At 41.0% G+C, this 19505-nt stretch carries 18 protein-coding genes, 1 tRNA gene and 2 pseudogenes; 16 read left to right on the forward strand and 5 right to left on the reverse strand.

Features of this window, described 5'->3' with window-relative positions; genetic code table 11:
- The first annotated feature begins 206 nt into the window (after window positions 1–206).
- From G7Y45_RS18315 to G7Y45_RS20015, 4 genes and pseudogenes are all read left to right on the forward strand, one after another.
- Complete coding sequence (locus G7Y45_RS18315) at window positions 207–533, forward strand: cupin domain-containing protein (protein WP_005807889.1); 327 nt, start codon at window positions 207–209, stop codon at window positions 531–533.
- Window positions 534–1266: 733 nt separating this feature from the next.
- Window positions 1267–2124, forward strand: a complete 858-nt coding sequence (locus G7Y45_RS18320) for a GyrI-like domain-containing protein (RefSeq protein ID WP_005782608.1) — start codon at window positions 1267–1269, stop codon at window positions 2122–2124.
- Window positions 2125–2825: 701 nt separating this feature from the next.
- Window positions 2826–3710: an SDR family NAD(P)-dependent oxidoreductase gene (locus G7Y45_RS18325; RefSeq protein WP_032542703.1), complete on the forward strand. Its 885-nt coding sequence runs from the start codon at window positions 2826–2828 to the stop codon at window positions 3708–3710.
- Between the two features lie 367 nt (window positions 3711–4077).
- A pseudogene (locus G7Y45_RS20015) lies at window positions 4078–4230 on the forward strand (IS5/IS1182 family transposase); the annotation flags it as partial.
- 211 nt (window positions 4231–4441) lie between these two features.
- Here G7Y45_RS20015 and G7Y45_RS18330 read toward each other — a convergent pair.
- Window positions 4442–4515, reverse strand: a tRNA-Thr gene (locus tag G7Y45_RS18330).
- Window positions 4516–4822: 307 nt separating this feature from the next.
- Between G7Y45_RS18330 and G7Y45_RS18335 the strand changes: the two genes are divergently transcribed.
- The 6 genes from G7Y45_RS18335 (at window position 4823) to G7Y45_RS18360 (ending at window position 9288) form a co-directional block, all read left to right on the forward strand.
- The gene (locus G7Y45_RS18335; RefSeq protein ID WP_032530334.1) at window positions 4823–5371 is read left to right on the forward strand and encodes a DUF4199 domain-containing protein; all 549 of its coding nucleotides are present in this window, start codon (window positions 4823–4825) and stop codon (window positions 5369–5371) included.
- A 26-nt stretch (window positions 5372–5397) separates the two neighbouring features.
- The gene (locus G7Y45_RS18340) at window positions 5398–6351 is read left to right on the forward strand and encodes a glycosyltransferase family 2 protein (protein WP_165016687.1); all 954 of its coding nucleotides are present in this window, start codon (window positions 5398–5400) and stop codon (window positions 6349–6351) included.
- A gap of 24 nt (window positions 6352–6375) precedes the next feature.
- Window positions 6376–6903 carry a DUF6452 family protein gene (locus G7Y45_RS18345; RefSeq protein ID WP_005807901.1) on the forward strand — a complete coding sequence of 176 codons (528 nt, stop codon included), beginning with the start codon at window positions 6376–6378 and terminating at the stop codon, window positions 6901–6903.
- On the forward strand, window positions 6860–7612 hold the full coding sequence (locus G7Y45_RS18350; protein WP_005782620.1) for a DUF6048 family protein: 753 nt from the start codon (window positions 6860–6862) through the stop codon (window positions 7610–7612). Before G7Y45_RS18345 ends, G7Y45_RS18350 begins: the two co-directional genes overlap by 44 nt.
- A 4-nt stretch (window positions 7613–7616) precedes the next feature.
- Window positions 7617–8201: a manganese efflux pump MntP family protein gene (locus G7Y45_RS18355; RefSeq protein ID WP_005782622.1), complete on the forward strand. Its 585-nt coding sequence runs from the start codon at window positions 7617–7619 to the stop codon at window positions 8199–8201.
- Between the two features lie 70 nt (window positions 8202–8271).
- Window positions 8272–9288 carry an FAD:protein FMN transferase gene (locus G7Y45_RS18360; protein WP_005807904.1) on the forward strand — a complete coding sequence of 339 codons (1017 nt, stop codon included), beginning with the start codon at window positions 8272–8274 and terminating at the stop codon, window positions 9286–9288.
- 74 nt (window positions 9289–9362) lie between these two features.
- Here the strand turns inward: G7Y45_RS18360 and G7Y45_RS18365 are convergent, their stop codons facing one another.
- Complete coding sequence (locus G7Y45_RS18365; protein WP_005782624.1) at window positions 9363–9731, reverse strand: DMT family protein; 369 nt, start codon at window positions 9729–9731, stop codon at window positions 9363–9365.
- 14 nt (window positions 9732–9745) lie between these two features.
- On the reverse strand, window positions 9746–10495 hold the full coding sequence (locus G7Y45_RS18370) for an ATP-binding protein (protein WP_005782625.1): 750 nt from the start codon (window positions 10493–10495) through the stop codon (window positions 9746–9748).
- A 139-nt stretch (window positions 10496–10634) separates the two neighbouring features.
- On the opposite strand from G7Y45_RS18370, the gene G7Y45_RS18375 reads away from it, so the two are divergent.
- The 5 genes from G7Y45_RS18375 to G7Y45_RS18395 all read left to right on the forward strand — a co-directional run bounded on the left by G7Y45_RS18375 (window position 10635) and on the right by G7Y45_RS18395 (window position 15102).
- A complete protein-coding gene (locus G7Y45_RS18375) occupies window positions 10635–12062 on the forward strand; it encodes a tetratricopeptide repeat protein (RefSeq protein WP_165016685.1) in 1428 nt (475 codons plus the stop codon).
- A 7-nt stretch (window positions 12063–12069) separates the two neighbouring features.
- Entirely contained in the window at window positions 12070–12540 is a 471-nt protein-coding gene (locus G7Y45_RS18380) for an NfeD family protein (RefSeq protein ID WP_022011354.1), read from the forward strand.
- A 25-nt stretch (window positions 12541–12565) separates the two neighbouring features.
- On the forward strand, window positions 12566–13567 hold the full coding sequence (gene floA, locus G7Y45_RS18385) for a flotillin-like protein FloA (protein ID WP_005807912.1): 1002 nt from the start codon (window positions 12566–12568) through the stop codon (window positions 13565–13567).
- A gap of 129 nt (window positions 13568–13696) precedes the next feature.
- Window positions 13697–14575 carry a nucleoside phosphorylase gene (locus G7Y45_RS18390; RefSeq protein WP_165016683.1) on the forward strand — a complete coding sequence of 293 codons (879 nt, stop codon included), beginning with the start codon at window positions 13697–13699 and terminating at the stop codon, window positions 14573–14575.
- Window positions 14575–15102, forward strand: a complete 528-nt coding sequence (locus G7Y45_RS18395; RefSeq protein ID WP_165016681.1) for a 3'-5' exonuclease — start codon at window positions 14575–14577, stop codon at window positions 15100–15102. The genes G7Y45_RS18390 and G7Y45_RS18395 overlap by 1 nt, the downstream gene beginning before the upstream one ends.
- Here G7Y45_RS18395 and G7Y45_RS18400 read toward each other — a convergent pair.
- Both G7Y45_RS18400 and G7Y45_RS18405 read right to left on the reverse strand, forming a co-directional pair.
- Window positions 15086–15736, reverse strand: coding sequence for an NAD(P)-dependent oxidoreductase (locus tag G7Y45_RS18400; protein ID WP_165016679.1), 651 nt, complete (start codon window positions 15734–15736; stop codon window positions 15086–15088). The two genes, G7Y45_RS18395 and G7Y45_RS18400, sit on opposite strands and share 17 nt — an antisense overlap.
- 78 nt (window positions 15737–15814) lie before the next feature.
- Window positions 15815–17733: pseudogene (locus tag G7Y45_RS18405) on the reverse strand (ATP-binding protein).
- A gap of 121 nt (window positions 17734–17854) precedes the next feature.
- Here G7Y45_RS18405 and mnmE point away from each other — a divergent pair.
- Window positions 17855–19252 carry a tRNA uridine-5-carboxymethylaminomethyl(34) synthesis GTPase MnmE gene (gene mnmE, locus G7Y45_RS18410; RefSeq protein WP_022011350.1) on the forward strand — a complete coding sequence of 466 codons (1398 nt, stop codon included), beginning with the start codon at window positions 17855–17857 and terminating at the stop codon, window positions 19250–19252.
- Window positions 19253–19505: the final 253 nt, after the last annotated feature.

The following is a 19505-nucleotide window of genomic DNA, read 5'->3' on the forward strand; positions in this document are numbered from 1 at the left end:
GGGAAAGACGCCGGAGCATCTGTCCGATAGCTGAATAGCTTTATAAATCGGGAGCTATTCGTTGAGCGTAGCTATATGCAGAGTTTCATTCGGAAGATCAATGACTTAATAATGAATATGCGGCAAAGGTAGAAAAAAGAAACAGATAAACAATCTTTTTCTTCAAACGTTCTATCTTCGTATCTACTCAAAAAACAATATTGAATATGGAACAGTCTTTTAAAAAGGGAGCCGTACTCCACCTGCCTTCATTAGTGGAATATTCCGAAGGAGGAATTATCAGTAAACAGTTGATCAAGAGTCCTGCCGGGAATATCACTCTATTCTCGTTCGACAAAGGAGAAGGACTTAGTGAGCATCGTGCCCCGTTCGATGCTTTGGTACAAATATTGGAAGGAAGTGCGAATATGATAGTAAACGGTCAGGAGTTTACGGTGAAAGCCGGAGAAAGTATCGTGTTTCCGGCCAACGCGCCGCATGCACTGACAGCTATTGAAAGGTTTAAGATGTTGCTGACAATGATCAAAGAGTAACATCTGGAGGCAAGGCAGCTGTATACTAATCCATCTTATGAATACTTCGGATATTCCCATATCAAATCATTTTTTGTAAGATGGGCTTATTTGTTTATTTTTCAGAAAGGTCCAAAAGCTTCAAAAAAGGCAGGAGGAGGCTGAATCGTAAATTATTAAATAGGATATCATTCTGCCCCGAATTCTGAAGTATTAGAAGAAAACTTGTTAAAAGAAGCAATTAAACTGTATCTTGGCTGGCAAGATACATATCTTAGCCGCCAAGATGTATATCTTGCCTGCCAAGATGCACATCTTAGCCGCTAAGATGAAGAGTTCGACGGGGAGACAACAATTTATCCAAGAGACAAAAGAAACTTTAGTAAGGTACGTCCGGGGGTTGGGGGTTAACTTCCGGGCAAGTGAATCCAAGGCCATTTGTCCTGTTTTTTTAGGATGTAAATCCGAGTATACATATCCAATCTTTTATATCAAACTTTTAAACTTAAAACATCCCGTTGACGTATCCTATCGGATTTATTCCCGATTCTTTTTATATCTCTTAAAACCAATTCTGCTCCAAGCCTATGAATACCCGAATAGAAAGTAACCGGCAGCCGCGCTCCCTAAATGAATCCGGCAAGCCCTGTTCCCGAATAAGACCAATCGCATTTTTATTTGTATTCCGCAACATCGGACAAGTCCTTTCTCTCTTTTCACCCTATCTTTGCAGCATTGAAATACCAATTGAATCATGGAAGGAAAAAAGACAACGCAAGAAGAGTATCAGAAGTGTGTGAACGCAGTGGTAGATTATATCAATCTCCACTTAGGTGAAGAAATTGACCTGAGATCACTGGCCAGGATTTCCCATTTCTCTCCTTTTTATTTTCACCGCATCATGAAAGCTTTTTTAGGCGAGCCCGTCGGTACTTTTATCGTCCGGACACGCACCGAGGCCGCAGCCCGCCTATTACGCTACTCATCCGCTCCGATAGCTGATATTGCCTATCGGATCGGATATGCTTCTCCATCCTCTTTCTCCAAAATATTCAAACAGATGTATGGTATTTCACCAACAGAATATCGTAATAATAAAAACTTTGTAATTATGAAACCAGCCATTATCAAACCGGATCTGGAATTGAAAAAGGAAATCAGGGAACTTCCCCAACGAAATGCAATTTACATCCGTCTCTTCGGTGACTATAAACTCAATGACTATGCAGGCACCTGGATACGTCTGATTCAGTTTGTGAAAGAACAGAAGCTTCCGATGGGAGATCCTTCACCTCTCTGCATCTACCATGATGATCCTAAAGTGACTCCCGCCGGAAAACTTCGGACGGATGTATGTATGTTGTTACCAACAAGCGCAACTCCAAAAGGAAATGTCGGATTCAAACAATTGCCTGCGGGACGTTATGCAACCTTCCTCTACCAGGGGCCATACGATCAGTTACAAGCTGTATATGATACAATTTACGGCAAATATTTACCCGAAATGGAGTGTACCCTGAGAGATGAACCCAGTGCCGAAAGATACCTTAATGATCCTTCATGTACTCTTCCCGAAGAATTATTAACCGAAATCTACATTCCGGTCGAATAAATTCCAAAGAATACAGGTTGGCAAAACGTGATGCTACTTTGCCAACCTGTTCACAATCTGGAAATGCCATAAGAAAAGTCAGAACAAGCAAGACACTATAAACCTAAAAACCTAACTATCAACCTCATGATTATCCCAATCTCCCTTAAAGCAATAATGTAAGAATCTTATAAATGCTTCGATAGCATACTGCCTTGGGTAACAAGTTTATTATATTGTTGGCAAGCTTTCTCTGATATACTTTTCGTTTTAGGACGATATCAATCAGCTAAACGATAAAACTCATTTTTAAACAAGTCTCTCTCTCGCTGATGCGAATCTGCAGCATATAGGATAATATCATACATATATATATCAGATTGTCTTTTCCTGCACTGCGTAAGATTCATGAGATGGGTTGAACCCACACCATAAACACTACCAGTTATACTTTGCAATTCATCCACAACAACACCTGTAAATCAATGTCCGGAAACATGATTTCACACAATGTTTCTCAAAAGTATTTTTCACTTGCTTTCCTATGACAGAAAAACGCACTATCTTTGCATTCGTTCAGCGAAGAAAAAGAAGGGCAAAACGGACTTTTCTACCATTTAAGTTTCAAACTATTGGTAATCAATTAGTCCAATATGCAGCATCGGTGCAAATAAACAACCTAAGAATCATTACCCTATACCCAATTTGAATACCTAAATATTATGGCAGACAATTATATCGAAAGACAATACGAGCAATACGAAGCCAGAAAAGCGGCTTGGGAAAAAGCACGCAAATATGGCAAAAAGAAAACGAATATCACTCACTCTGCTAAAACGGAACAAGCGGCTCAAACGACAACAGAGCCCTATAATCATAAAAGAGTATTTGTAACGGGAGGAGCCAATGGAATTGGTAAAGCTATTGTAGAAATATTCTGTAAAAATGGGTACCGGGTGGCATTTTGTGACAAAGACGAAATAGCAGGAAAGCGTACTGCAGAAGAAACAGGAGCCATTTTCCATCAAGTTGACATAAGTGACAAGGATATGCTTGAACACTGCATGCAACGCATCATTGAGGAATGGGATGACATTGATGTCTTGATCAATAACGCAGGCATCAGTGACTTCTCTCCTATCACTGAAACAAGCGTAGAAGATTTCGACAGGATTCTATCCATTAATCTACGCCCGGTATTTATTACTTCACACTTCATGGCTGTCCACCGTCAATCACAAACAACGCCCAATCCGTACGGAAGAATCATCAACATCTGCTCTACCAGATATTTAATGAGTGAATCCGGCAGCGAGGGGTATGCAGCCTCTAAAGGGGGAATCTATTCACTAACACATGCGTTAGCCTTGTCACTTGCTCAATTTCATATCACAGTCAATTCTATTGCGCCGGGCTGGATACAAACCCATGACTACGATTGTCTCCGTCCGGAGGATCATGCACAACACCCTTCAAGAAGAGTCGGTAAACCGGAAGATATAGCCCGCATGTGTAGATTCCTTTGTGAAGAAGGAAATGACTTTATCAACGGTGAAAATATCACGATTGACGGAGGGATGACTAAAAAGATGATTTACACGGAATAATATAGTTCCAAACCAAACATACAGAAGTAAAATGGAATATGGTATAATGTACTAAAACCGTCTCCACTTTCCTGCTTCATGATACACTTTATTTTCAAAACAAAGATCGGTCCTTGTCCCTAATTTAAATGATACTCCAAATAAAAAGCTGCCCCCGAAAATCTTCAGGGCACTGAAAAAGCACCCTCGTAAGGATCAGGTTCTTGATTTGTCCAAAGATCTGCTGATCCTTCTAACTAATCGGCAAGACTGTGTCCATAGCAATCGAGAAAGGCATTATGAAATCGAAAGCCATCATAGTTGATGCTACTCATACGGGGGCTCGCAGTTGATCTTTCAAGATATGGAAGACCTTAAAGCCAAGTCCCGTATAAGGTATAAAACAGAAGCGAAAAACACGGAACTAAAGCAGGTATTCGGATACGACAAGGTATTGTCGTACGGGATCTCTTGTATGCAACCGCAAGGCGCTATGGTCATCTTTGCAGCAAATATCAAGAGGATCTTCAAATTAATTTAAGGGAAGCTGCTTTTTTACATAATTAATCAAGATAAGTGTTTGCCTGTCCATACGGACGAGGCTATCAAGCGTTTCAAGAGCTTGCTTTAAAAAAAATAGAAAAGTCGCCAAGTTAGTATTTCTAACTTGGCGACTCTCACTTTTGCTCTTCAAGAAGGCTGATCTGAAAAAACAGATGGTTTTTCAGTACCGAGATGCTTTTCTTTTTTTGAGCCTCTTGTCGGATTCGAACCAACGACCCCGAGATTACAAATCACGTGCTCTGGCCAACTGAGCTAAAGAGGCAAGTGGGTAAGCTTACTATATCGCGCCGCTACAACCAACTACCTTTGCTGCGATCAAGCCCTGGAGGATTCGAAGGGAGCTGGCCGTATAGGACTTACCCGGGTGCAAAGGTAGGTATTTTTATTAAACCTGCAATAGGGAGCTTGCATTTTTTTGTAAGGTTCATCAGTAAGCACCTACTTTTCAGAGATTTAAAATCGAAAAAAAAATGTTTTTTTTCTGTCCGGATAGCTTTATTAACTTTAACAGGCATAAATTCCATACCAACCAATATTATTTGTACCTTTGTGCGCTATTTATTAATAAAATGACAGAGAGCAGAAGTAACTTACAAAAATATGCCATGCATTTTGGCACCTATATGGGAGTATACTGGATACTTAAGTTCATTCTATTCCCACTGGGATTATCTATTCCATTTCTTTTATTCCTGTTTTTCGGACTGACTTTAGGAGTTCCGTTTATGGGATATTATTACGCACGTACCTATCGCGACAAAGTATGTGGCGGTTCCATCCGTTTTCTGCAAGCATGGGTATTTATTGTCTTTATGTATATGTTTGCGGCACTCCTTACGGCAGTAGCTCATTATATTTATTTCCGGTTCATCGACCATGGTTTTATTGTAAACACCTATATGGGAATGTTTGACGAATTGACTAATAAAGATGTACCAGGCGTAGAAGGTTATATCGGACAACTCAAAGAAGTGATGGAAATGATCAGTACATTGACACCGATAGACATTACCATGCAACTGATGTCGCAAAATGTGTTCTATGGCAGCATATTAGCCGTCCCCACTGCCTTATTTGTAATGCGAAAGCCTAAATCACCGGAGGTACAACCTCTATAATTTATAATATCTAATTCACATAAAAAATGGATATATCTGTTGTAGTACCGTTGTTCAATGAAGAAGAATCCATCCCGGAACTTTATGCCTGGATTGAGAAAGTGATGAAAGCCAATGGCTTTTCGTACGAAGTTATCTTTGTAAATGATGGTAGTACCGACCGTTCATGGGAGATTATCGAATCACTCCAAAAACAGTCGAGCACAGTAAAAGGTATCAAATTCCGACGAAATTACGGAAAATCACCTGCTCTATATTGCGGATTCGAACGAGCCGAAGGCGATGTAGTAATCACTATGGATGCTGATTTGCAAGATAGTCCCGACGAAATACCGGAACTATATCGCATGATTACCGAAGAAGGGTATGACCTTGTCTCAGGATATAAACAAAAAAGATATGATCCGCTATCGAAAACTTTGCCTACCAAATTATTTAATGCGACTGCACGCAAAGTTTCGGGAATACATAACCTCCACGACTTTAATTGTGGACTGAAAGCTTATCGTAAAGCCGTAGTGAAGAACATCGAGGTATATGGAGAAATGCACCGCTATATCCCTTATCTGGCAAAAAATGCCGGATTTCAGAAGATCGGCGAAAAGGTGGTACATCACCAAGCACGTAAATTCGGAAAGACCAAATTTGGCGGGTGGAACCGTTTCTTCAACGGGTATCTTGACTTAATCTCTCTCTGGTTCCTTTCCAAATTCGGCATTAAGCCGATGCACTTTTTCGGATTGTTAGGTTCACTGATGTTCATACTGGGATTCATCTCAGTGGTTATTGTAGGAGTCAGTAAGTTATACAATATGAATCACGGCATGCCTTACCGCCTGGTAACAGACTCCCCTTATTTTTATCTGTCACTGACTGCCATGATTATCGGAACACAGCTATTCCTGGCTGGTTTCCTTGGTGAACTGATCTCACGAAACGCTCCGGAACGTAACAATTACCTGATAGAAAAAATAATATAATGAATGATAAATGAAACCTGTACGATGAAAAAATTAATAAAACTGATACTCTTCCTGATGATAGCTTACCCACTGACCGGTGCTATCTTTTCTGCTTGCTCGGAAGAGAGCGACTGCTCCATGACCGGACGTCCGATGGTTTATGCCAATATGTATACCATCAATCCGGAAACAAAAGCCGTACTGAACGACACTCTTGACTCTCTGACCGTAACAGCGTTCGGAACTGACTCAATTATCATCAATAATCAAAAAAAGGTTCATGATATCGCCCTTCCTCTACGCTACACAAGTGACTCTACCATTCTTGTGTTTCATTATACCCCCCTGTTAAGAGATACAATGGTTATCCGACAAACCAATACTCCCTACTTCCAATCTATGGATTGTGGATACAGTATGAAACAAAACATTATCAGTATTCATCCGATCGATTATACAGATACCAATAAAAAGAAATATCATAGCATAGACTCCATATATATCAAATCAAATGCAGCTAACATTAATGGAACAGAAAATCTTAAAATATTCTACCGCTACAATCGTTAGTCTGCTGTGTCTTGCATTCAGTCTTCCGCTCCATGCACAACAACAAAGACCGAATGCACGTCCCTCCACTAAAGAGAAAGCTAAAGAGGAGATAAAAGTGGATACGATTCCATTTTATAATGGTACGTATGTAGGTGTAGACTTATTTGGGTTAGGCAGTAAACTACTTGGAGGGGATTTTCTAAGTTCCGAAGTAAATGTACGGGTGAACTTAAAAAGGAAATTTATCCCCACAGCAGAAATAGGTTTCGGACAGACAGATACTTGGAGCGATAATGGTATCCATTACAAAAGTGCAGCCCCTTACTTCCGTATCGGAGTAGATTATAATGTCGTTAAAGAATATTTGTATGTGGGACTGCGTTATGGATTCAGCAGTTTCAAATACGACATCTCAAGTACACCCTTTTCCGACCCTATTTATGGCGGAAGTATGGCCAATCCAGGATTAATAGACGGTATCTGGGGAGGAAGTGTACCTTATCATTACAATGGACTAAAATCCAATATGCAATGGCTTGAGTTAGTAGCCGGAGTAAACGTTCAAATCTATAAAAGATTCTATATGGGATGGACCTTACGCTTTAAGTTCAAGACCTCGGCTTCAGTCAACGAACATGGAAATCCATGGTATGTACCGGGTTTCGGTGAATATGACTCTTCAAACATAGGTATCACATATACCCTGATTTATAAACTACCATTTTAACGACATGACAGGATTAGAAATTTGGCTGCTTGCAATTGGTTTAGCGATGGACTGTCTCGCTGTCTCTATTGCAAGCGGTATTATTTTAAAACGTATCCAATGGCGGCCTATGCTCGTCATGGCATTCTTTTTTGGACTTTTTCAAGCTATAATGCCTCTATTAGGGTGGCTGGGAGCAAGTACATTCAGTCATCTTATCGAATCGGTTGATCATTGGATCGCCTTTGCGATCTTGGCTTTCCTGGGAGGACGGATGATTAAAGAATCCTTTAAAGAAGAAGATTGTTGCCAAAGATTTAATCCGGCAAGCTTGAAAGTTGTGATAACAATGGCTATAGCAACCAGCATTGACGCATTGGCTATAGGAGTGTCTTTCGCTTTTCTCGGTATTAAGAGTTGCTCGTCCATCCTTTACCCGGTGGGCATTATCGGATTTGTCTCCTTTCTGATGTCTCTTATAGGACTCATCTTCGGCATCCGCTTTGGATGTGGTATTGCCCGAAAGCTCCGTGCTGAATTATGGGGAGGGATTATACTGATCCTTATCGGAACCAAAATATTAATAGAACACTTATTCTTTAATAATTAGCTATCAACCACAAGCCACAAGACTCTGGAAAATCATAAACAGGTTTGTCGCTTGCATACTTTTATTCATTATGGAAAAGAAAACAAGAAAAAGCTTTATTTGGCTGGCTATCCTTCTGTTGGGAACGATCTGGATATTAGCTCAACGCAATAAACAGGTACCTTACAACAGTATCAACGGCCTTGTATTCGGTACTGTATATAATATTACTTATCAATATGACGGTAATCTGAAAACAGAAATTGACGCTGAATTAAAGAGGTTCGACGGTTCCCTCTCCCCTTTCAATGACACGTCTGTTATTACCCGTGTCAACCGTAACGAAGAAATTGTAACGGATAGTTTCTTCCAAACCTGTTTCAACAGATCCATGGAAATCTCAGCCGAAACCCAAGGAGCTTTCGATATTACAGTAGCTCCATTGGCCAACGCATGGGGATTCGGTTTCAAGAAAGGTGCCTTCCCTGACTCAACCATGATAGACAGCCTGCTCCAAATCACAGGCTACCAAAAAGTGAAACTGGAAGATGGCAAAGTAATAAAAGAAGACCCCCGAGTGATGTTAAGTTGCAGTGCAGTGGCCAAAGGTTATTCAGTAGATGTGGTAGCGCGGTATCTGGATAGCAAAGGTATTAAGAACTACATGATCGATATAGGTGGAGAACTGGTCGTAAAGGGACTGAATCCCAAAGATGAAGCATGGAGAATCGGCATTAACAAACCGGTAGACGATTCGTTATCCCTCAATCAAGAGATACAAACAACGCTCAAGTTGACAGATGTCGGCATTGCTACTTCCGGAAACTATCGTAACTTTTATTATAAAGATGGCAAAAAGTATGCCCATACCATCGATCCCCGTACCGGATATCCGGTACAACACAACATTCTTTCGGCAACCGTAGTTGCAGAGGATTGCATGACTGCCGACGCATTGGCTACAGCCTTTATGGTAATGGGATTGGATGAAGCGGAGGCATTTACAAAATCACACCCAAACATAGGTGCTTATTTTATCTACAGTGATGAAAAAGGGGAGTTGAAAAGCTATTTCACAAAAAACATGGAACAATATCTTGATAAATAAAAAGAATATCCCCGGAGAAATATGTATATCCTTTCTCCGGAGATATTCTTTCGGGAGATACCGACGCAAACTGCCTACTTCATAAACACGAAATATACAGCCGCTATCAAACAGACAAAAGCAGCCACATGATTCCAATGTAATGACTCTCCTTTAAACAGTAAAGTAGAAAAGACAGTAAATATGATCAAAGTGATCACTTCTTGTATTATTTTGAGTTGCATTAATGAAAATGGTCCCCCGTTCCCACTAAACCCCAATCTATTGGCCGGAACCTGACAAGAATATTCTGCCAGCGCAATGACCCATGAAAACAAAACCACGCCATACAGAGGCCAATTACTGATCATTTTTGTCTCCTGCAGTTTCAGATGCCCATACCAGGCAAAAGTCATAAAAATATTGGAAACAATCAATAACGAAATTGCATAAACACCTTTCATACTTATATTTGAAATTAAAATTCTACTTCTTTAGGCAGTAACTCTTCCTGTACATTCGTCATGCTTCCCCAAAGGCTATATCGGGCTTCCGGATTCATCTTTTCCAATTGGCGGAGTATTCCTTTCATATCACTACGGCTCGACTGCGATTCATATGGACAGTTTTTTACTTGCTTCCTGTATCCACGTATCTGCGCGAGTTCCAGCAGATCTGCTTCGTGCACCAGACACATCGGACGAATAATAGTCATATCAAACTTATTCATTACTAACCGTGGAGGCATTGTGCTGAATGCTCCTTGATATGTAATATTCATCAATAGTGTTTCCAGAATATCGTCCATGTGATGTCCGAGAGCAATCTTATTGCACCCCTGTTCTTTGGCAACTGTAAACAAGGCTTTTCTCCGATTCCACGAACAAAGAAAGCAAGGAGATTTGCGGGTATCAGTAGAAGGATCAAATGAGGTTTCATAAACAACCAACGGGACTCCATAACTTTCAGCATGTGCACGAAGATAATCCAAATCACTCTGATAGGGAATATTCTTCATAACCACATGTACTGCCACCACCGAAAAACGAGGTTTGAAAATACGTGAACGCTTACCTAATAATTCCACCAATGCCAAAGAATCTTTCCCTCCCGAAAGACCGACAAGCACTTTATCTCCCTCTTCTATCAGTCCATATTGAACTATCCCTTTATTAAACCGTTTTTCGATACGCCGAATGGTTTTCTCTTCTTCCGTAATCTGTGCCATAACTCTTTTAAAAATCGGCTGCAAAAGTAAGAGAAAAGAATGATTTAAAGAAGAATTAACATAATAGAAGAAGAGAAAAAAGGTTTATTTCCAATTAATTTGTATTTTTGAACTTCCGAATAATAACCCGAGACCATTTATGAAGAAAAAAAATATTCTATTCTTTCTATTATGCTTTCTCCTGACAAGCGTATCGGCACAAACCTTGGAACAAGCAAGGGCCATGTACGGTAAAGGACAATATGCTGAAGCCAAACCCGTTTTCCAGAAATATGTTAAATCGCAACCGGCAAACGGTAATTATAATCTATGGTATGGCGTATGTTGTCTTAAAACCGGTGATGCAGCCGAAGCGTTGAAGTATCTGGAAACTGCAGTAAAAAAGCGAATTCCGAGCGGGCAGCTGTACCTTGCGCAAACTTACAATGATCTATACCGGTTTCAGGATGCGGTAGACTGCTATGAAACATACATAGCTGACCTATCAAAACGGAAGAAACCCACAGAAGAAGCGGAACAACTGCTGGAAAAGGCAAAAGGAAATCTTCGCATGCTGAAAGGAGTAGAAGACGTATGTGTCATCGATAGCTTTGTAGTAGACAAGGTCGACTTCTTGAAAGCTTATAAAATAAGTGAAGAGGCAGGTAAACTTTTCACTTACAATGATTATTTCAAAACCAAAGGTTATCATCCGGGAACGGTTTATGAAACAGAAATCGGAAATCGCATTTATTACAGCGAACAAGGAGAAGAAAACCTGAATATCCTGTCCAAGACCAAAATGTTGGATGAATGGAGTCAAGGGAAACCACTTCCGGGAAGTATTAATGCCTCGGGAAACGCCAATTACCCATACGTATTATCGGATGGAGTGACTATCTATTATGCTTCCGACGGTGATGGTTCTATGGGAGGATACGATATTTTTGTGACCCGATATAACACTAATACTGATACCTATCTGGTTCCGGAAAATGTAGGAATGCCTTTCAACTCTCCTTACAACGATTATATGTATGTCATCGATGAATACAATAATCTGGGATGGTTCGCTTCCGACCGTCACCAACCCGAGGACAAGGTTTGTATATACGTTTTCGTACCCAATGAATCCAAACGGACTTATAATTACGAAGCAATGAATCCGGAAGAAATAATCGGGTTAGCTCAACTCCATTCTTTGGAGAGTACCTGGAAAGATCAGAAAATAGTGGATAATGCCCGCCAACGCCTTGAAGCAGCTATTAACCACAAACCTGACATACAACAAAACTTCGATTTTGAGTTTGTTATTGACGACCATTCTACCTACCATCATTTGACGGACTTCAAATCTCCTAAAGCCAAACAACTGTATTTGAAATACGAACAGATGGAGAAAGACTACCGTCAGCAAACTAACAAACTAACTAACCAACGTGAGGGATTTGCACGGTCTAACAAAGACGAACAAACGAAAATGGCTCCGGCTATCCGTGATCTTGAGAAAAGGATATTCCAAATGTCGAAAGAACTGGATAAACAGGCTATCGAAGTCCGGAACGCAGAAAAACAAAATTTAAAATAACCCAATTATGGATGTACTGATCATCATTGCATTGATTGTTGCAGCAGTAATACTCTTTTTAGTTGAACTGTTTGTGATTCCGGGTATCAGCCTTGCCGGTATTTCGGCTTTGGTTTGCATCATCTATGCCAACTATTACGCTTTTGTCAATCTGGGGACAGGGGCGGGATTCACAACACTTATCATTTCAGGAGTTGCCTGCATCGGTTCGCTTGTCTGGTTTATGCGATCGAAAACTCTGGATAAGCTCGCATTGAAGAAAGATATAACATCCAAAATAGACCGAAGTGCCGCCGAAAAAGTAAAAGTGGGCGATACGGGTATCACAATTACCCGCCTGGCTCAGATTGGCAATGCTGAAATCAATGGGAATATCATAGAAGTAAAATCAATGGACGGTTTACTGAATGAAAAAACTCCGATTATAGTCAATCGGATCACTGATGGAATAATCTTTGTCGAAAAACTAAAATCCTAATATTCATTTAAAATCAAGCACAATTATGAATGTCGAACCCATGTATCTGACTATCTTCTTGATAGCAGGAGGTATTATCTTCCTGGTTCTCTTCTTTCATTATGTACCTTTCTTCCTGTGGTTGTCAGCCAAAGTATCGGGAGTTAATATTTCACTGGTACAACTTTTCCTGATGCGTATCCGTAATGTTCCGCCCTACATCATCGTACCCGGTATGATCGAAGCACATAAAGCGGGATTGAGTAACATAACCCGTGACGAACTTGAAGCACACTATCTGGCAGGCGGTCATGTGGAACGGGTAGTTCATGCGCTGGTATCGGCATCAAAAGCCAATATTGAACTTCCATTCCAGATGGCTACTGCTATTGACCTCGCAGGTCGTGATGTCTTCGAAGCCGTACAGATGTCAGTTAATCCGAAAGTTATTGATACACCTCCCGTAACAGCTGTTGCCAAAGACGGTATCCAGTTGATAGCCAAAGCACGTGTGACGGTACGCGCCAATATCCGCCAATTGGTGGGTGGTGCCGGTGAAGATACAATCCTGGCACGTGTAGGCGAAGGTATCGTTTCATCAATCGGTTCCTCTGAAAACCATAAGTCAGTACTTGAGAATCCTGATTCTATCTCAAAACTGGTACTACGCAAAGGACTCGATGCAGGTACTGCCTTTGAGATCCTCTCTATTGATATCGCCGATATCGATATAGGTAAGAATATTGGTGCTGCTCTACAGATAGACCAGGCAAATGCCGATAAGAATATTGCGCAAGCCAAAGCAGAAGAGCGTCGCGCAATGGCTGTGGCTACCGAACAGGAAATGAAAGCCAAAGCAGAAGAAGCCCGAGCTAATGTGATTCAAGCAGAAGCAGAAGTCCCCAAAGCCATGGCTGAAGCTTTCCGCAATGGAAATCTTGGTATTATGGATTATTACAAGATGAAAAACATCCAGGCTGACACCTCAATGCGTGAAAATATAGCTAAGCCGATTGGCGGATCTACCAGCAAACCACTGGGTGATTAAAGAGAAATCATTCACCACAAACTACACAGCATACCACAACTGACTGGAGAAGAATAATCTCTTAAAAAGAGTGGTTAATCTATGTAATTTGTGGTGAACTTATTTATAAAACTAAAACCTTTCAATAACATGAAAAAGTATTTTCCTTCCTCCGAATTAATCATTAATGAAGATGGTTCGGTATTTCATTTGCATGTAAAGCCGGAATGGTTGGCAGACAAAGTTATATTGGTAGGTGATCCCGGACGGGTGGCTCTCGTAGCTTCTCACTTCGAAAACAAAGAATGCGAGGTGGAAAGCCGCGAATTTAAGACTATAACCGGAACTTACAAAGGCAAGCGAATAACGGTCGTATCTACAGGTATCGGTTGCGACAACATCGACATTGTGATTAATGAACTGGATGCTCTGGCAAATATCGACTTTCAGACACGGGAAGAAAAAAAGCACCTTCGGTCATTGGAATTAGTCCGTATCGGTACTTGTGGGGGACTGCAACCCAATACACCGGTTGGAACTTTTGTCTGTTCCGAAAAATCAATCGGTTTTGATGGTCTGTTGAATTTTTATGCCGGACGCAATGCCGTTTGCGATCTTCCTTTTGAGCGGGCATTTCTGAACCACATGGGTTGGTCTGGCAATATATGCGCTCCTGCCCCTTATGTGATTGATGCCAATGTTGAATTGATTGACCGTATTGCTCAAGATGATATGGTACGTGGAGTTACCATTGCAGCGGGAGGTTTTTTCGGACCGCAAGGACGTGAACTTCGTGTTCCTTTGGCAGATCCCAACCAAAATGACAAAATCGAAAAGTTTGAATACAAGGGTTATAAAATAACTAACTTTGAAATGGAGAGTTCCGCTCTTGCCGGCCTCGGCAAGCTGATGGGACACAAGGCCATGACAGTCTGTATGGTTATAGCCAACCGTTTGATCAAAGAAGCGAATACGGGCTATAAAAATACCATCGATACATTAATAAAAACTGTTCTTGACCGAATCTGATGAATCTATCATTTGCCGCCATCGATTTCGAAACAGCCACAGGATACATGGAAAGTGCCTGTGCCGTAGGTATTGTCACCGTTACCGACGGAGAAATTACGGATGAATATTACAGCCTGATTCAACCACCGGAGAATGAATACTGGCGTGCAAATATCCTCGTACATGGAATAACCCCGGAAATGACGGAATCACTTCCGGGGTTTCATGCCATTTATCCTGAAATAAAAAAGCGGTTGCAAGGAAAAGTAATAGTTGCACATAATGAGCAATTCGACCGTAATGTACTAAAACGCACCATGCAGATGTACAGACTGGACTATGACGAACTATTACTTCCGGAACATTGGGAATGTACCTGCCGAATCTACCGTTCTTTGGGATATAAACCAGTCAATCTGAGTGCTTGCTGCGAACGGGAGGGAATTGAACTTAAGCACCACGAAGCCCTTTCCGACGCCCGGGGATGTGCAATACTTTATCTTAATTATCTTGAGAGATACCGTCCGTTTAATACCCTATGGTGAAACGTTCCTGATGATGCTCCGGCTTTTCAAGTTCATCAACCATGGCAGCGGCATAATCTTCTACGGAAATATGACTGTCACCCACAATATCTACAATCATATCATCCTTACCCAGACGGTATCTTCCGGTACGTACTCCCGGAGCCATATCCGCTGCCGGTGAGAAGAAGACCCAATCAATCTCTTTTTCCTTTTTCAAAAAATCAAGGTAGAAATCACTTAAAGCCCTCACGCCGGGCAATATTTTTTCGGGAACTTCTCCCGAATCAACGAGACGAATACCCGGAGCAATAAACAATGAACCGGCCCCTCCCACCATTAAAAAACGGTTGACTCCGGCCTTTTTCACACCATCAATAATCGTTAGATAGACCTCAATGGTTTCCTTATATATATTAGGATTATTCCAACCCGGATTAAAAGCACTAATCACGGCATCGGCACCTTGACAAACTTCACAAACTTCATCTAATGAAGAGACATCGGCTCTCTTCACTTCCAGATTTTCATTCTCAATCTTAATTTTTTCAGGATGACGAACTACCGCCGTCACATGAAATCCACGGTTCAAAGCTTCATTTAGAATAGCCGAACCCACGAAGCCGCTGGCTCCGATTATCACAACTTTCTTCATAATTCAATTTATCTATATAGTATTATTTGTTTTCTACATAACACTCTATATCATAAATTGTTGCATCGAAAAACAGGCTTATCTTCCCTCCTGCAAATAAGCTCCGATAGTTTCTCTCAGCTTTTCCAGAGGATAAGGTTTCGCAATCACTTCGTTACACCCTGCTTCAATAGCCTGCTCCCCTTCCGGACAGAATGCATATGCTGTAACCGCAATAATCGGTACCTCTTGCGAAATTGCACGAATTTTAGCTGTCGCCTGAATACCATTCATCACCGGCATTCGGATATCCATCAGAATCAGATCGGGCTTCTCACGCATGAAACTTTTTACTGCTTCCTCTCCATTTGGCACCCAAAAATTGTATATTCTTTCTTCAAAAAGGCATTAATCTGCAGATAACCGGACTCCACATCTTCGGCTATCAGTATCTTCTTCTGCCGGTTGCTCAGTCCCACAGTAACGGTTGCATTTCCTCTTTCCGCAACCGTAACTTTTTGCTCTTGCTTATTGGGCAGATAAAGAGTGAAAGTGCTCCCCTTCTCAAGCTCGGATTCCACTTCGATCCGACCTCCTAACCGTTCCACAATACTTTTACAGATAGGTAACCCCAATCCTGTACCTTGTACAAAATCATTCAACTTCTCAAAACGGGTAAATATCAAAGGGAGCTTATCTTTAGAAATACCACAACCGGTATCTGCCACATAAAATTTCACCCATTCTTCCTCTTTTACAAGTCCAAAGGTGATGCTCCCCTCAATCGTATTTTTAATTGCATTCGATAAGAAATTAAACAATACCTGTGTTACACGATTTCTGTCCGTCGAAATCCAGATTTCATCTGATGGACGAATCACATTTAGTTGGACCCCTTTCTTCATTTTAAGACGGTGTACCTTATACACTTCATCTACCAGCCCGCTTATTTCTGTCAACTGACAGTGCATTTCCGATTTACCAGACTCTATGCGTGACAAATCAAGAATATCATTGATCAGTTGCAGCAATAGATTACTATTCTGCTGGATAATCCCTAAATACTCCTCTTTCTCCTTTTCATCCTCAGTCAGAGCTATTATCTCCGAGAAACCGACAATCGCATTCAAAGGAGTACGTATTTCATGGCTCATATTAGCAAGGAACAGCGATTTCATCCGGTCCGCCTCTTCTGCCCGCCGTTTAGCATCAAGCAATTCTTGCGAGCGCCGTATCCGGTCACCTATATCATGAATCAGAGCTAATACCTTATTCCCCTCAAACGGAGCAATACGCGCCTGAAAATAATGCCTGCCGGTTTCTACATCTAAAGGATATTCTATTTCTTTCAGTTTTCCACTTTTCAGACATTCACGTATACTACTGATAAACAATTCGCTGACCTCCGCTGAATAAATAGATCTCCCATCTGCTCCTTTCAAGACTTCTACCGGATGTAATAGTTCCGTACCGGGTGCCATCAATACATCCGTGATAAAGAAATTATCATCAAAAATAAATATAAACTCAGGGAGTGCCTCAATGATTTTCCGGTTTCGCTCTTCAAGCTGTCTGATCTGCACTTCTTTTTCACAGCGTGAAGTAATATTGGCAGTATATGCTATAATTTTATCAGAACCATTCTCCTTATTCTTCTTATACGCAATGAAATTATCTTCAAGCCAAATTGTTTCTCCATGCTCTCCCAAGCAACGCACTACTATTTGAGAAGTCTTTGTATCCGACTCAAGCATGCGGTTAAAAGCTGTTTGATAAGAATTAACATCATCCGGATGAGCGAACCGATAAAAGTCATTAATTTCTCTGAAAACAATTCCTGCTTCCTTTAAACCCAAGATACTAAGATATTCATCTGTAAAATTACATTCGCCCGTGGGAATATCGTATTCCCAGAATGCAATCTGATGTCCGGCCAAAACAGAAGTGATCTTCTGGTAATCCTCTTTTAATTTTTCAATATTCTCCATCCCCGAAAATGAATCTTTTGCGTGTCCCATAGCCATAAAATTTGTCTTGCTGTATGCGAGCAAAGATAAAATAATAAAGCATAACTTCTATCTGTTTACTCTGTTTTTTACAGAGAAAGCTCTATCTTTGCCACTCAAAATGAAATAGATAATGAATCAAGACACAATTTGCGCCATAGCAACCGCTCAAGGAGGAGCCATCGGAAGCATTCGTGTTTCCGGTCCTGAAGCAATAACCATCACCAGTCGTATTTTTACTCCGGCTAAATCCGGAAAGCTGCTGAGTGAACAAAAGCCTTATACGCTAACTTTCGGCCGAATTTATAACGGAGAAGAACTGATAGACGAGGTTCTCGTCAGCCTTTTCCGGGCCCCACATTCCTATACGGGGGAAGACAGTACTGAAATCACTTGTCACGGCTCATCCTATATTCTACAGCAAGTAATGCAATTGCTGATAAAAAACGGATGCCGTACCGCACAGCCGGGAGAATACACTCAACGAGCTTTCCTCAATGGTAAGATGGATTTAAGTCAGGCCGAAGCTGTAGCCGACCTAATAGCCTCATCTTCTGCCGCCACCCATCGTCTTGCTCTGAGTCAAATGCGTGGCGGATTTAGCAAGGAATTGGCAATATTGCGCGAGAAACTATTGAACTTCACATCAATGATTGAGCTGGAATTGGATTTCAGTGAAGAAGATGTGGAATTTGCCGACCGATCTGCCTTGCGCCAGTTAGCTGACGGAATTGAGAAGGTGATTGCACGCCTGGTAGACTCGTTCAGTGTAGGAAATGCTATAAAGAATGGTGTTCCGGTAGCTATTATCGGAGAAACCAATGCAGGAAAATCTACCTTACTTAATGTTCTGTTGAACGAAGATAAGGCAATTGTCAGTGACATTCACGGCACAACACGCGATGTCATTGAGGATACTGTAAATATAGGTGGTATCACTTTTCGCTTTATCGATACAGCCGGCATTCGGGAAACTAACGATATGATTGAAAGTCTGGGTATCGAACGAACTTTTCAAAAGCTCGATCAGGCAGAGATTGTACTATGGATAATTGATTCAGCAGACGCAATCTCACAGCTAAAACTACTCTCCGATAAGATTCTTCCTCGTTGTGAACACAAACAATTGATTTTAGTCTTTAATAAGGTAGAACTGATAAATGAAACTCAGAAAAATGAACTTACCTCACAACTTTCCGAGCATGTCGGTTCGGAAATAGAATCTATTTTTATTTCTGCGAAACAACGTCAGCATACGGATGAACTCCAACAAAAACTTGTAGCAGCTGCCCATTTACCAACAGTCACACAGAATGATGTTATTGTAACGAATGTCCGTCATTACGAAGCACTGACACGTGCGTTGGATGCAATTCACCGGGTACAAGAAGGATTGGACGCAAATATTTCCGGGGATTTTCTTTCACAAGACATACGTGAATGTATTTTCCATTTATCCGATATAGCAGGGGAAGTGACCAATGATATGGTGCTACAGAATATATTTGCACATTTTTGCATCGGCAAATAGAAGCCGATAAAAAGCAATTAATCCTTATTAGTGACGATAGTTTGAGATTGTACCAAAACTTATGTAGGCTAATTTTTGCCTACATAACAGCTTACATTAGAATAGAGGTTATCCACTATTTTGTTTATTCCAGCCTTTCACCCGGTTAACTTCCTATTCACCAATAGCTTAATAATAAGTATTTTAATGCTAACCGCTTCATATATGGCAATAAAAAAAGGCTATCTATCCCAGACAGCCAATCTTTTGTTAA

It is taken from the genome of Bacteroides sp. ZJ-18, assembly GCF_011038705.2.
In the GTDB taxonomy this organism is placed as follows: Bacteria; Bacteroidota; Bacteroidia; order Bacteroidales; family Bacteroidaceae; genus Bacteroides; species Bacteroides hominis.